At 73.0% G+C, this 12,638-nt stretch carries 15 protein-coding genes; 13 read left to right on the top strand and 2 right to left on the bottom strand.

Features of this window, described 5'->3' with window-relative positions; translation table 11 throughout:
• Positions 1-155 precede the first annotated feature (155 nt).
• Both V5P93_RS24225 and V5P93_RS24220 read right to left on the bottom strand, forming a co-directional pair.
• The gene (locus V5P93_RS24225; protein ID WP_104480148.1) at positions 156-617 is read right to left on the bottom strand and encodes an NUDIX hydrolase; all 462 of its coding nucleotides are present in this window, start codon (positions 615-617) and stop codon (positions 156-158) included.
• The gene (locus V5P93_RS24220) at positions 614-1,276 is read right to left on the bottom strand and encodes an MOSC domain-containing protein (protein ID WP_104480147.1); all 663 of its coding nucleotides are present in this window, start codon (positions 1,274-1,276) and stop codon (positions 614-616) included. The genes V5P93_RS24225 and V5P93_RS24220 overlap by 4 nt, the downstream gene beginning before the upstream one ends.
• Positions 1,277-1,328: 52 nt before the next feature.
• On the opposite strand from V5P93_RS24220, the gene V5P93_RS24215 reads away from it, so the two are divergent.
• The 13 genes from V5P93_RS24215 to yvcK all read left to right on the top strand — a co-directional run bounded on the left by V5P93_RS24215 (position 1,329) and on the right by yvcK (position 12,572).
• Positions 1,329-2,261, top strand: coding sequence for an FAD-binding oxidoreductase (locus V5P93_RS24215; RefSeq protein WP_104480146.1), 933 nt, complete (start codon positions 1,329-1,331; stop codon positions 2,259-2,261).
• A gap of 47 nt (positions 2,262-2,308) precedes the next feature.
• The gene (gene rpe / locus V5P93_RS24210; RefSeq protein WP_104480278.1) at positions 2,309-2,971 is read left to right on the top strand and encodes a ribulose-phosphate 3-epimerase; all 663 of its coding nucleotides are present in this window, start codon (positions 2,309-2,311) and stop codon (positions 2,969-2,971) included.
• A gap of 399 nt (positions 2,972-3,370) precedes the next feature.
• Positions 3,371-4,018, top strand: a complete 648-nt coding sequence (locus V5P93_RS24205; protein WP_104480145.1) for a riboflavin synthase — start codon at positions 3,371-3,373, stop codon at positions 4,016-4,018.
• On the top strand, positions 4,011-5,339 hold the full coding sequence (locus V5P93_RS24200; RefSeq protein ID WP_245931362.1) for a bifunctional 3,4-dihydroxy-2-butanone-4-phosphate synthase/GTP cyclohydrolase II: 1,329 nt from the start codon (positions 4,011-4,013) through the stop codon (positions 5,337-5,339). Before V5P93_RS24205 ends, V5P93_RS24200 begins: the two co-directional genes overlap by 8 nt.
• Positions 5,336-5,833, top strand: coding sequence for a 6,7-dimethyl-8-ribityllumazine synthase (gene ribH / locus V5P93_RS24195; protein ID WP_104480144.1), 498 nt, complete (start codon positions 5,336-5,338; stop codon positions 5,831-5,833). Before V5P93_RS24200 ends, ribH begins: the two co-directional genes overlap by 4 nt.
• 38 nt (positions 5,834-5,871) lie before the next feature.
• Positions 5,872-6,294: a PH domain-containing protein gene (locus V5P93_RS24190; RefSeq protein ID WP_245931361.1), complete on the top strand. Its 423-nt coding sequence runs from the start codon at positions 5,872-5,874 to the stop codon at positions 6,292-6,294.
• Between the two features lie 34 nt (positions 6,295-6,328).
• Positions 6,329-6,562, top strand: a complete 234-nt coding sequence (locus tag V5P93_RS24185; RefSeq protein ID WP_104480142.1) for an antitoxin — start codon at positions 6,329-6,331, stop codon at positions 6,560-6,562.
• Positions 6,549-6,896: a type II toxin-antitoxin system PemK/MazF family toxin gene (locus tag V5P93_RS24180; RefSeq protein WP_104480141.1), complete on the top strand. Its 348-nt coding sequence runs from the start codon at positions 6,549-6,551 to the stop codon at positions 6,894-6,896. The genes V5P93_RS24185 and V5P93_RS24180 overlap by 14 nt, the downstream gene beginning before the upstream one ends.
• A 105-nt stretch (positions 6,897-7,001) precedes the next feature.
• Complete coding sequence (locus V5P93_RS24175) at positions 7,002-7,493, top strand: Rieske (2Fe-2S) protein (protein WP_245931360.1); 492 nt, start codon at positions 7,002-7,004, stop codon at positions 7,491-7,493.
• A 78-nt stretch (positions 7,494-7,571) separates the two neighbouring features.
• Positions 7,572-8,591, top strand: a complete 1,020-nt coding sequence (locus V5P93_RS24170; protein WP_104480140.1) for a GDSL-type esterase/lipase family protein — start codon at positions 7,572-7,574, stop codon at positions 8,589-8,591.
• Between the two features lie 170 nt (positions 8,592-8,761).
• Complete coding sequence (uvrC, locus tag V5P93_RS24165; protein ID WP_104480139.1) at positions 8,762-10,741, top strand: excinuclease ABC subunit UvrC; 1,980 nt, start codon at positions 8,762-8,764, stop codon at positions 10,739-10,741.
• Positions 10,738-11,622 (top strand): RNase adapter RapZ, encoded by an 885-nt coding sequence (gene rapZ, locus V5P93_RS24160; RefSeq protein WP_104480138.1) that lies wholly within the window; start codon positions 10,738-10,740, stop codon positions 11,620-11,622. Before uvrC ends, rapZ begins: the two co-directional genes overlap by 4 nt.
• A complete protein-coding gene (gene yvcK, locus V5P93_RS24155) occupies positions 11,619-12,572 on the top strand; it encodes a uridine diphosphate-N-acetylglucosamine-binding protein YvcK (protein ID WP_104480137.1) in 954 nt (317 codons plus the stop codon). The genes rapZ and yvcK overlap by 4 nt, the downstream gene beginning before the upstream one ends.
• Positions 12,573-12,638 lie beyond the last annotated feature (66 nt).

Genomic DNA, 12,638 nt, shown 5'->3' with positions numbered 1-12,638 from the left:
GGAAAGGATCAGGGCGTGGTCCACCGAACCGCGTTCCCTCCCCAGAGAACCGGTGAACCCCCGTGATTCCTCCCCTATGACACGAGGCTACCCGAACTCCTTCGCGGAGGGTGGACACTTTCTGCGAGTGGCCATATTCCGCTAATAAATTAATTTCAGGCACGCCCCGTAGGCGGGCGGTGCCGCGCCAGTGACAGCGCGGTGTCCACGAGGTCGGTGCGGTCGAGGCCGGGGACCTCGGACAGGTCGAACCAGGCGGCCATGTCGGTGGAGCCGCCCACCTCGAACCGCAGCTCGCCGCCGACGACCCGGGCCGCGTAGACCACGCGGATGCCGTGCCAGTCGGTGACCCGGCCGCCGCGCAGGGCCGCGCCGACGCCGCTGTGGTGGAACTCCCGGCGCACGGTGTCGATGCCCAGCAACGCCTCCACCGCCACGGTGTACCCGGTCTCCTCGGTCACCTCGCGGGCCACCGCGTCCACCGGGTCCTCGCCGTGATCCAGGCCACCGCCCGGCAGTGTCCACTTGCGCCCCGTGCGCCCCACCCACCGGGCGAGGAGGACCTTCTCCTCTTCCACGCACACCGCGTAGGCCGCTACCCGCATCGACTTCTTCACGCCGAACCCCCCGACCGCGCCTCGACCCGAGCCCGCGCCGACGACGGCAGATACGCCCCGGCGGCCAGCAATCCGGGCAGCAATCCCGGCTCCAGCGTCATAGCGCGGAAGACGGCGCTGACGGTCACGCCGTGCCCCGGTCGGTCCACGACGGTCACCGGGTCGCCCGCCCGCACCAGACCCGGGCGCACCACCCGCAGGTACGCGCCCGTCCGCGCGGCCCGGGTGAACGCCTTCACCCACCCCGCCCGCGCCAGGTGCGCGGCGAACGCGCGGCACGGCGTGCGCGGCTTGGTCACCCGCACCACCAGGTCCGCCCCCACCCGCCAGGTCTCGCCGAGTTCCGCGCCGCACACGTCGACGCCGAGCGTGGTGAAGTTCTCCCCGAACGCGCCCGGGACCAGCGCACCGCCCACCTCGGACTCCCAGCGGTCCAGGTCCTCCCGGGCGTAGGCGTAGACCGCCTGGTCCGGTCCGCCGTGGTAGGCCGTGTCGACGACGTGGTCGCCCTCGACCCCGACGGCGCCGTCGTCGACCGGAGTGTCCACACGCACCGGACCGGCCACCGGGCGCTTGTCGATGGCGCTGACACCGGCCTGGGTGTCGATCGGGCGGGGTGTGCCCGTATTGACCGAGAGCAGGGTGGGCGTGATCGTCATGCCTTGAACCTAACCCTCGGAATGGGGGGCTGCTTCGGTTAGTTTGTCGGGCATGGCAACCGACGTGATCGTGGTGGGGGCGGGCGTCATGGGGCTCAGCGCCGGCATCCGGCTCGCCGAGAGCGGCGCCCGGGTGCGGGTGCTCTCCGCCGAACGGCCCCGCGACACCACCTCCGCGGTCGCGGGCGCCATGTGGGGCCCCGACTTCACCGAACCCGGCGCGGGCTGGACCCGCACCACCCTGGCCGAGCTGACCCGCCTCGCCGCGGACCCCGCCACGGGTGTCCGATTGTGCCGGGGCACGCAGACCTCGGACTTCACCGACCAACCCCCGCCGTGGTGGGACACCCTGCCCGAGGTCCGCCTCTGCGAGCCCGCGGAGTTGCGGCCCGGGATGCGCACCGCGTTGCGCTCGACGATCCCGCTCGTGGAGATGCCCCGCTACCTCGACCACCTCACCGCGCGCCTGGCCGACCTGGGCACGGAGGTCGAGATCCGCCGCGTCGGGTCGCTCACCGAACCGGCGGCCGAGGCGGGCGTGGTCGTCAACTGCACCGGCGTCGGCGCCCGCGACCTCGTCGGCGACGACGGTGTGCGCGCCTGGTGGGGGCAGCACGTCGTCGTCGAGAACCCCGGCGTCACCGAGTTCTACTACGAGGCCCGCGCGGGTTCCGAGTGGGCGTCGTACTTCCCGCACGGCGACCACGTCGTGCTCGGCGGGATCATCCGCCGCGACGTCTGGGACCGCGACCCGGACGCGTTGGCAGGGGAGGGCATTCTGGCCCGCTGCGCCGAAGTGGAGCCCCGGTTGGCCGACGCCGGGGTGATCGAGCATCGCGTCGGGCTGCGGCCGTGGCGGGCGGCGCCGAGGCTGGAGTCCGAACGGCTCGGCGACGCGCTCGTCGTGCACAACTACGGCAGCGGCGGCATGGGCGTGTGCCACTCCTGGGGCGCCGCCGCCGCGGTGCGCGACCTGCTGGGCTGACCGGCCCAACCGGACGCCTATGCTGGGTCCCCGTGTCGAACACCCCGATGATCGCGCCCAGCATCCTCTCCGCCGACTTCGCCCGCCTCGCCGACGAGCTGGCGGCGATCGAGGGCTCGGACTGGGTCCACGTGGACGTCATGGACGCCCACTTCGTCCCGAACCTCACCCTCGGGCTCCCGGTCGTCGAGGCGCTGCTCAAGGCCACGTCCATCCCGATGGACTGCCACCTGATGATCTCCGACCCGGACCGCTGGGCGGTCGGGTACGCGGAGGCGGGCGCGCACAACGTCACCGTGCACGTCGAAGCCGCCAAGGACCCGGTGCGGATCGCCAGGGACCTGCGGGCGGCGGGCGCCAAGGCCGGGCTGTCGATCAAGCCGGGCACCCCGCTGGAGCCGTACGTCGAGCTGCTGCGCGAGTTCGACACGCTGCTGGTGATGTCGGTCGAGCCCGGCTTCGGCGGGCAGGGCTTCATCGCCGACGTGCTCGACAAGGTCCGCACGGTCCGGAACCTGGTCGACACCGGGCACCTGAACCTGCTCGTGGAGATCGACGGCGGGATCAACCGCGACACCATCGAACAGGCCGCCGAGGCGGGCGTGGACTGCTTCGTGGCCGGGTCCGCGGTTTACGGGGCGAGCGACCCCGGTAAGGCCGTCGCGGCATTGCGGGAACAGGCCCGCAATGCGAACCACCGCTTCGCCTGACCTATTTCAGCGCGGTCGAGAAACGGTAGTTCCCCCATTGAGTGCTCGCTTAACCCCGCTGGTCGTCGCGCGGGACCGTCGGTATTCGGCGGCCCGGTGTCCGGGCAAGCGCCCTCGGCCACCCGGCCGAGGGGGCTTCGACACATCCGGCCACAGCGGACTGGGACACTGCGCGGTGTGGTGGCGCGGGTCGTCCCACGATGCGGTCCGCGGACCGGAACGGCCCGCCGGGGAACACCACCGCCCCGCGCGTGGTTGCTCCGAAGTCGTGGCGCGCGCCGGGGTGTGGCGTTCGGCGCAACCCGGCGTGTCGACCGTCACCGGGGGACGCCGGCGGCCCCCCGGAAGGGCCACGATGGGTGGATCGGCGCGGTAGTTCGTTCAAGGAGGCACACCGGAGTGTTCACCGGGATCGTCGAGGAGCGGGGCGAGGTCGTCGCGGTGCGGGACCTGCCCGACGCCGCGCGGGTCACCATCGCCGGGCCGCTGGTCACCAGCGACGCGCGGCACGGCGACTCGATCGCCGTCAACGGGGTCTGCCTGACCGTGGTCGACCTGGCCGACGGCACCTTCACCGCCGACGTCATGCGCGAGACCCTGCGCCGCAGCAGCCTGGACGGCGTCGCCGCGGGCGACGCGGTCAACCTGGAGCGCGCCGCCGCCGTCGGGCAGCGCCTCGGCGGGCACATCGTGCAGGGCCACGTCGACGGCACCGGGCACGTGCTGTCCCGGGAGCCGTCGGAGCACTGGGACCTGGTGCGCTTCGCGCTGCCGGACGGCCTGTCCCGCTACGTCGTGGAGAAGGGCTCGATCACCGTCGACGGCGTCTCGCTGACCGTCGTCGAGGTCGGCGCCGACTGGTTCACCGTCAGCCTCATCCCCGAGACGCTGCGCGCCACCACGCTCGGCCTGCGCGCGCCGGGGGACAAGGTGAACCTCGAGGTCGACGTCCTCGCCAAGTACGTGGAGAAGCTGGCGACCCCGCACCTGGCCGCGGGCACCGCCCCCGGCACCAGCGGTATCGAAGAGGAGAACCCCGGTGCGTGACTTCAGCGCCATCGAACGCGCCATCGCCGACATCGCCGAGGGCAAGGCGGTCGTCGTGGTCGACGACGAGGACCGCGAGAACGAGGGCGACCTGATCTTCGCGGCGGAGAAGTGCACCCCGGAGCTGCTGGCGTTCATGGTGCGCTACACCTCCGGCTACATCTGCGTGCCGCTCACCGAGGCCGACTGCGCCCGGCTCGACCTGCCGCCGATGTTCCACACCAACCAGGACGCCCGCGGCACCGCCTACACCGTCACCGTGGACGCGGCCGAGGGCGTGAGCACCGGCATCTCCGCCGCCGACCGCGCGCACACCATCCGGCTGCTGGCCGACGCGGACGCCACCGCCAAGGACTTCAACCGGCCCGGGCACGTGGTGCCGCTGCGCGCCAAGGAGGGCGGCGTGCTGCGCCGCCCCGGGCACACCGAGGCCGCCATCGACCTGGCCCGGCTCGCCGGGCTGCGGCCCGCGGGCGTGCTCTGCGAGATCGTGTCGCAGAAGGACGAGGGCGACATGGCCCGCTACGACGAGCTCCAGGTGTTCGCCGCCGAGCACGACCTGACGATCATCACCATCGCCGACCTGATCGCCTACCGGCGGCGCACCGAGAAGCAGGTCACCAAGGTCGCCGAGGCCCGCATCCCGACCGCGCACGGCACCTTCGTCGCGGTCGGCTACGACAGCCTGCTCGACGGCATCGAGCACGTCGCGCTGGTCTACGGCGACCTCACCGACGGCGAGAGCGTGCTGGTCCGGGTGCACTCCGAGTGCCTCACCGGCGACGTGTTCGGCTCGCTGCGCTGCGACTGCGGCCCGCAGCTGGACGCGGCGCTGGAGGCGGTGGCCGCCGAGGGCCGCGGCGTCGTGCTCTACATGCGCGGCCACGAGGGCCGCGGCATCGGCCTCATGCACAAGCTGCAGGCCTACCAGTTGCAGGACGACGGCGCCGACACCGTCGACGCGAACCTGGCGCTCGGCGTGCCCGCCGACGCCCGCGACTACGGCACCGGCGCGCAGATCCTGGTCGACCTCGGGGTCAAGTCGATGCGGCTGCTGACCAACAACCCGGCCAAGCGGGTCGGCCTGGAGGGCTACGGGCTGGCCGTGGTCGACCGGGTGCCGCTGTCGGTGTGGCCGAACCCGGAGAACCTGCGCTACCTGCGCACCAAGCGCGACCGCATGGGCCACGAGCTGGGCAACCTGGAGCAGTACGAGGTCGGTACCGACCGGCTCGGCCTGGGGGAGGACACTGTGCCCGGTGACTCCGTGGGAACCGCTTCCACGGGGAGCAACGGGTCCGTGGGGAGCACTGAGGCGTGAGCGGCGAGGGCAGGCCGACCGGCGGGGTACCGCGCTGCGAGGGGGTGCGGCTGGCCATCGCGGCCACCCGCTGGCACAACCGGATCACCGACCAGCTGCTCGCCCGGGCGCTGGTCGCGGCCGAGGAGGCCGGGGTCGTGGAGCCGACCGTGGTGCGGGTGCCGGGCGCGGTCGAACTGCCGGTGGTGTGCCAGGAGCTGGCCAAGCACCACGACGCGGTGGTCGCGCTGGGCGTGGTCATCCGCGGTGGGACGCCGCACTTCGAGTACGTGTGCGACGCGGTGACCGCGGGCCTCACCCGGGTGTCGCTCGACGAGGCGACGCCGGTGGGCAACGGTGTGCTGACGGTGAACACCGAGGAGCAGGCCCTCGACCGCGCCGGGCTGCCGGACTCGGTGGAGGACAAGGGCTACGAGGCGTGCGCGGCGGCGCTGGAGACGGCGCTGGCGCTGCGCGGGCTGCGCCAGCCGTGGATGGAGAGGGACTTCCAGTGAGCGCCTCGGTGAACGCCCGACCGCGGAAGGTCCGGTTCGTGAGCGGGGCCATCGCGGCCGTGTTCGTCGCCGTGTTCACGGTGGTGGCGATCCTGCTGCGCACCACCTCCACGGGGGTGTTCTTCCAGGTGTCCGACCAGATCGCGATGGTCGGCATCGGGGTGCTGCTGGCCTGCGGCGTGCTGTGGCTGACTTGGCCGAGGGTGACCGCGGACGCCGCGGGCGTCACCGTGCGCAACCTGCTGGGCCGCACCCGGTACCCGTGGGAGTCGGTGGTGGGGATCAGCTTCCCCGACGGCGCGGCGTGGGCCCGGCTGGAGCTGCCGGACGACGAGTACGTGCCGGTCATGGCGGTGCAGGCGATCGACGGCGACCGGGCGGTGACCGCCATCCGCGAGCTGCGGCGGCTGCACCGGGCGGCCGTGGAGCCCGCCGCGGGGGCCGCGGAGCCGCAGGGGTAGTACCGGTGGTGCCACCGGAGGTAGCATCGGTGGTGTGAAACTGAGTGTGAGCCTGCCGGAGGAGGACGTCCGGTTCATCGACGAGTACCTCGGGCGGGCCGCGGAGCACGGCAACCGCTCGGCGGTCATCCAGTTGGCCATCGGTCTGCTGCGCGAGTCGTCCCTGCGCGACGAGTACCTCGCCGCCTTCGACGAGTGGGACGCCGGCGAGGACGCCCTGCTCTGGGAACCGACCGCCGCCGACGGCGCGCTCGATGCGGCGCGGTGACATCCACCTGGTCGACCTGGACCCCACGCGGGGCTCGGAGGCCAACAAGACCCGGCCCGCGGTGATCGTCAGCAACGACGCGGCCAACCTGGTGGCCCAGCGGACCGGGCGCGGCACGGTCACGGTCGTGCCGATCACGTCGAACACCACCCGGGTGTTCCCCTTCCAGGTGCTGCTGCCCGCCACCGACTGCGGTCTGCTGGCCGAGTCCAAGGCGCAGGCGGAGCAGATCCGGACGGTCGCCACGGCCCGCGTGCGGCGGCGCTTGGGGCGCGTGCCGCCCGTGCTGCTCAAGGCCATCGACGACGCGTTGCGCGTGCACCTGGGGCTGTAGGCCGTACCTGTGCGTAACCTGTGAATCACGGCGGGGGTGAACTCTCGTCGCGCGCTCCACGTACCCCTCGGTGTATCCCTGAACTGATTCCCGAGGAGGTTGGGCGTGACCGACACCACCACACCCGCTGACAGCCGCAACCGCAGGCAGGTCCTCTGCGGACTGATGGTCGCCCTGGTGGCGCCCGGCGTGCTCGCCGCGTGCTCCTCCGACACGGGCTCCGGGTCCGGCGGCACGACGACCACCCCCGGTGGCGCTCCGGCGGGCACCACCGGTGGTTCGTCCGGTGGCGCCACCGGTTCGTCCGGGGCGTTGAGCACGGTGTCGGCGATCCCCGACGGCGGCGGGCTGCTGGTGAACGGCGGGCCGTCCGGCAAGGTGCTGCTGGTGCGCGACGGGACCACGGTGAAGGGCTTCGACCCGACGTGCCCGCACCAGGGTGCGACGGTCGACCCGCCGAAGGACGGCGTGATCACGTGCCCCCGGCACTTCAGCACCTTCGACCCGGCGACCGGGGCGCGCAAGAGCGGGCAGGCGCAGACCGGGCTCGCCGTGGTGGAGGTGAAGGTCGACGGGGAGAACGTCGTACTGGCCTAGGGTCCGTTTGGGTTATGGATTCACCGGATGGGTGATGGTTGAGTCGATCTCAACCATCACCCCTTTCGGGAGGTCCCCATGCCCCGCTTACTCGGTGTGGCCGCCGTCGCCCTGTGCGCGGTCGGCCTGGCCGCGCCATCGGCCGCCGCGTCCCCCGTCGACGACCGCCCCACGGCCGTGGTGTCGCTCGGCGACAGCGCGATCTCGGGGGAGGGGGCGGGCGACTACGAGCCGGGCACCCGCGGTGAGGGCGGCAACTGGTGCCACCGCTCGGCGAACGCCCTGATCCACCGCACCTCCGCCGCGCAACGCACGTACAACCTGGCCTGCTCGGGCGCCGACGCGTCGAACGTGTCGCTGGCGGACACCACCCACTACACGGAGGGCTCCCAGGCGCGGAGGCTGGTCGCCATCGCCCGCGCCAACCGCGTGACCGCGGTCGTCCTCCAGATCGGCGCCAACGACGACCCGCGCTTCGCCGACACGGTCCTGGACTGCGTCGGCCGCTGGTTCAACCCCTTCGGCGCGGGCTGCGCGAAACACCTCGCCACCGAGTGGCCCCAGCGGCTGGCGGCCATGGCCCCCAAGGTCGAGCGGGCCGTCGCGGACGTCCGGACCGCCATGCGCGAGGCCGGGTACGCGGACGGCGCGTACCGGTTCGTGATCACCTCGTACGCGTCGCCGGTGACGGAGAAGATGGACCCGGTCCAGCACGGACCGCAGGGGTGCCCGATCCGGCTGCCGGACGCGGAGTACGGGCGCACGCAAGCCGTTCCCCAGTTCGCCGAGGCCTTCCGCGGCATCGCGGCCCGAACCGGACTGTCCTACTTGGACTTCTCCCGCGCCACCGAGGGCCACGAGGCCTGCAGCGGCGCGGACGTGTCGACGGAGTGGCAGAACCGCGTCACGGTCGACCCCTGGGCCTGGGTCACCGGCGGCCTGGACGCCTTCGGCATCCACATGGCCCAGCAATCCTTCCACCCCAACGCCCAAGGCCACGCCCAGCTGGGCCGCTGCCTGACGGAGTTCCTGGCGCAACCGCGAACCACGGCCCGCTGCCTGATCGGCACCGACGGCAACCTACACGCCGTCCGCTAGCGGACTCGCCCGGTCGCGTCTCCCCGTGATCCGGTCGAGCGCGGTTCGCGGCCGCGGTGGTGCGGGGCCGGTCCGCCGCGGAGGTGGTGGACCGGGCCGGGCGACGCGCCGGGGCTCGCGACCTGGCGGGTAGGGACGCCGTTGTCGGGGGGCGGTCGTAGGGTTGTCCCGTGCCTGACCCGTCGACCTACCGGCCCGCCGCGGGGACCATTCCCGATGCCCCCGGCGTCTACAAGTTCCGCGACCCCGGGGGCCGGGTCATCTACGTCGGCAAGGCGAAAAGCCTGCGGAGTCGGTTGAACTCGTACTTCGCCGACGTCTCCTCCCTGCACCCCCGCACCCGGCAGATGGTGACCACCGCGGGTGGCGTCGAGTGGACCGTGGTCTCCACCGAGGTCGAGGCGCTCCAGTTGGAGTACAACTGGATCAAGGAGTTCGACCCGCGCTTCAACGTCCGCTACCGCGACGACAAGTCCTACCCCGTGCTGGCCGCGACCCTGCACGAGGACTTCCCCCGCCTGCACGTCTACCGCGGCCCCCGCCGCAAGGGCGTGCGCTACTTCGGCCCCTACGCCCACGCCTGGGCCATCCGCGAGACGCTCGACCTGCTGCTGCGCGTCTTCCCCGCCCGCACCTGCTCCAAGGGCGTCTTCCGGCGCCACGGGCAGATCGGGCGGCCCTGCCTGCTCGGCTACATCGGCAAGTGCTCCGCGCCCTGCGTCGGCCGGGTCGACCAGGACGAGCACCGGGCCATCGTCGAGGACTTCTGCGACTTCCTCTCCGGCAAGACCGACGCCATGGTCCGCCGCTTGGAGAAGGAGATGGCCGCCGCCGCCGAGGAGCTCGAGTTCGAGCGGGCCGCGCGGCTGCGCGACGACATCGGGGCGCTCAAGCGGGCCATGGAGAAGCAGGCGGTCGTGCTCGGCGACGGCACCGACGCCGACGTGGTGGCCTTCTCCTTCGACGACCTCGAAGCCGCCGTCCAGGTGTTCCACGTGCGCGGCGGCCGGGTCCGGGGGCAGCGCGGGTGGGTGATCGACCGCATCGACGACGGCGACGAGCAGTCCGCCGTCGCGAGCCTGGTCGACCGGTTCCTCAGCCAGTTCTACGGCGACCAGGTCGACTCCGAGGAGAGCACCGACGGCAGCCCCGTGCCCCGCGAGGTCCTGGTCCCCGAACTCCCCGCCGACGCCGAGGCGGTGGCCGACTGGCTCGGCGGCCTCCGCGGCGGCAAGGTCGCCCTGCGCGTCCCGCAGCGCGGGGACAAGCGCGCGCTCATGGAGACCGTGGAGCGCAACGCCAAGGAAGCCTTCACCCAGCACAAGCTGCGCCGCGCGGGCGACCTCACCGCCCGCTCCGCCGCGCTCCAGCAACTCCAGGACGACCTCGGCCTCGACACCGCCCCGCTGCGCATCGAGTGCGTCGACATCAGCCACCACCAGGGCACCGACGTCGTCGGGTCGCTGGTCGTGTTCGAGGACGGCCTGGCCCGCAAGTCCGAGTACCGCCGCTTCGCGCTGCGCGAGGCCGCGACCGAGGGGGACGTGGCCTCGATCGCCGAGGTCGTGCGCCGCCGGTTCGCCAAGTACCGCGACGGCGCGCCGGAGCAGGCGGAACCGGGCACACCACCGGGCGCACCACCGGGCATCGACCCGGACACCGGCAAACCCAAGCGCTTCGCCTACCCGCCCAACCTGCTCGTCGTCGACGGCGCCGGACCGCAGGCCAACGCCGCCGCCGACGTGCTCGCCGACCTCGGCATCACCGACGTCGCGGTGATCGGGATCGCCAAGCGGCTGGAGGAGATCTGGCTGCCCGCCGACCCGGACCCGGTGATCCTGGCGCGCAACAGCGAGGCCATGTACCTGATGCAGCGGGTCCGCGACGAGTCGCACCGCTTCGCGATCGGCTACCACCGGCAGAAGCGGTCCAAGAACCTGCTGACCTCGGCGCTGGACGACATCCCCGGCCTCGGCCAGGGCCGCCGGGCCGTGCTCATCAAGCACTTCGGCTCGCTCAAGCGCCTGCGCGCGGCGAGCCTGGAGGAGATCGGCGGTGTCCCGGGCATCGGACCCGGCACCGCGCAGGCAGTGCACAGCGCGCTCGCGGGAGAGGCCCCGGCGCGCGGGAAGGCGGAGGAGCAGCAGTGAGCACCGAAGCGGGCGGACCGGGCATCGAGGTCGCCGTCGTCACCGGACTCTCCGGCGCGGGCCGCAGCACCGCGGCCAAGTGCCTGGAGGACCTGGGCTGGTTCGTGGTGGACAACCTGCCGCCCGAGCTGATCTCCACCATGGTCGAGCTCGGCTCGCAGGCCCGGGGCGCGATCACCAAGGTCGCGGTCGTGATGGACGTGCGCAGCCGGGCCTTCACCGAGGACCTCTCGGCGATCATCAAGGACCTCGACGCGCGCGGCTACCGGCCCCGCGTGCTGTTCCTGGAGGCCACCACCGACGTGCTGGTGCGCCGCTTCGAGCAGGTCCGCCGCGGCCACCCGCTACAGGGCGAGGGCAGGCTCATCGACGGCATCGGGGCCGAGCGGGAGCTGCTGCGCCCGCTGCGCGAGGAGGCCGACCTGGTGCTCGACACCTCGACCCTGTCGGTGCACCAGCTGCGCGCCAAGATCGAGGACGCGTTCGGCTCCGACGCCAACGCCACCACCCGGGTCACCGTGCTGTCCTTCGGCTACAAGTACGGCCTGCCGATGGACGCCGACCTGGTCATGGACGTGCGGTTCCTGCCCAACCCGTTCTGGATCCCCGAGCTCAAGGACCAGACCGGTCGCGACGCGGACGTGCGCAACTACGTGCTCTCCCAGGAGGGCGCCGACGAGTTCCTCGACCGCTACCACGAGCTGCTGCGGCTCATCGGCGCCGGATACCGCCGCGAGGGCAAGCGCTACCTGACGCTCGCCATCGGCTGCACCGGCGGCAAGCACCGCAGCGTCGCCATCTCCGAGGAGCTCTCCCGCAGGCTCGCCGACGAGGACGGGCTGGCCGTCAAGGTCGTGCACCGCGACCTGGGGCGCGAGTGACGGACACCCCGCTCAAGGCGGTCGCGCTCGGCGGCGGTCGCGGCCTGCACGTCACGCTCAGCGCGCTGCGGCTGATCACCCCGGACGTCACCGCCGTCGTCACCGTCGCCGACGACGGCGGCTCGTCCGGGCGGCTGCGCCGCGAACTCGGCCTGCTCCCGCCCGGCGACCTGCGCAAGGCGCTGATCGCGCTCGCGGGCACCGACGGGCCGTGGGCGCGGGTCTTCGCGCACCGCTTCGGCGGCACCGGCGCGCTGGCCGGGCACGCCGTGGGCAACCTCGTGCTCGCCGGGCTGCTGGAGGTGCTCGGCGACCCGGTCGAGGCGCTCGCGCACGCGGCCGGGTTGCTCGGCGCCACGGGCCGCGTGCTGCCGATGTCCACCGCGCCACTGGACATCGAGGCCGACGTGACCGGTCTTGAGGAGGACCCGACCACGGTCCGCCGCATCCGCGGCCAGGTCGCCGTCGCCACCACCCCCGGCCGGGTCCACCGCATCCGGCTGCACGGCCACCGGGCGCCGCCGAGCGCGTGCCCGCAGGCCGTCGAGGCCGTGCTCGGCGCGGACGTGGTGCTGCTCGGCCCCGGCTCCTGGTTCACCAGCGTGCTACCGCACCTGCTGGTGCCGGAACTGCACGACGCGCTCGTGCGGACCACCGCCGCGCGGGTCGTGGTGCTCAACCTCGTCCCCCAACCGGGCGAAACCGCCGGGTTCTCCCCGGAGCGCCACCTCGACGTGCTGTGCGAGCACGCGCCCCGGCTGCGGGTCGACGCGGTCATCGCCGACGCCGACTCCGTGGCCACCCCGGACCGGCTCCGACGTGCGGCGTCGGCCCTCGGGGCGGACACCTGGCTGGCCGCCGTGGCGGCCGCGCCGACCCCCGACCGGCACGACCCCGGGGCACTGGCGGCGTGCCTGCGGGAGGCCATCGCGTCGGTGAGGGGACGCTGAGCCGCGACAGCGGTCGTGATGGGATGTACCCCGCCGGCGGAGGGGAGGAGGATCCGCCCACCCCGG

The sequence above is a fragment of the Actinokineospora auranticolor genome (assembly GCF_041897805.1).
GTDB lineage: Bacteria > Actinomycetota > Actinomycetes > Mycobacteriales > Pseudonocardiaceae > Actinokineospora > Actinokineospora auranticolor.
The sequence above is the reverse complement of the archived record's forward strand: the minus strand, read 5'-3'. Positions and strand labels throughout refer to the sequence as shown.

Bases quoted from the DNA above. Each gene is read 5' to 3' on its own strand.
- V5P93_RS24220 (WP_104480147.1), bottom strand. From the start codon at position 1,276: ATGACGATCACGCCCACCCTGCTCTCGGTCAATACGGGCACACCCCGC.
- V5P93_RS24215 (WP_104480146.1), top strand. From the start codon at position 1,329: ATGGCAACCGACGTGATCGTGGTGGGGGCGGGCGTCATGGGGCTCAGC.
- rpe (WP_104480278.1), top strand. From the start codon at position 2,309: ATGATCGCGCCCAGCATCCTCTCCGCCGACTTCGCCCGCCTCGCCGAC.
- V5P93_RS24180 (WP_104480141.1), top strand. From the start codon at position 6,549: ATGCGGCGCGGTGACATCCACCTGGTCGACCTGGACCCCACGCGGGGC.
- V5P93_RS24170 (WP_104480140.1), top strand. From the start codon at position 7,572: ATGCCCCGCTTACTCGGTGTGGCCGCCGTCGCCCTGTGCGCGGTCGGC.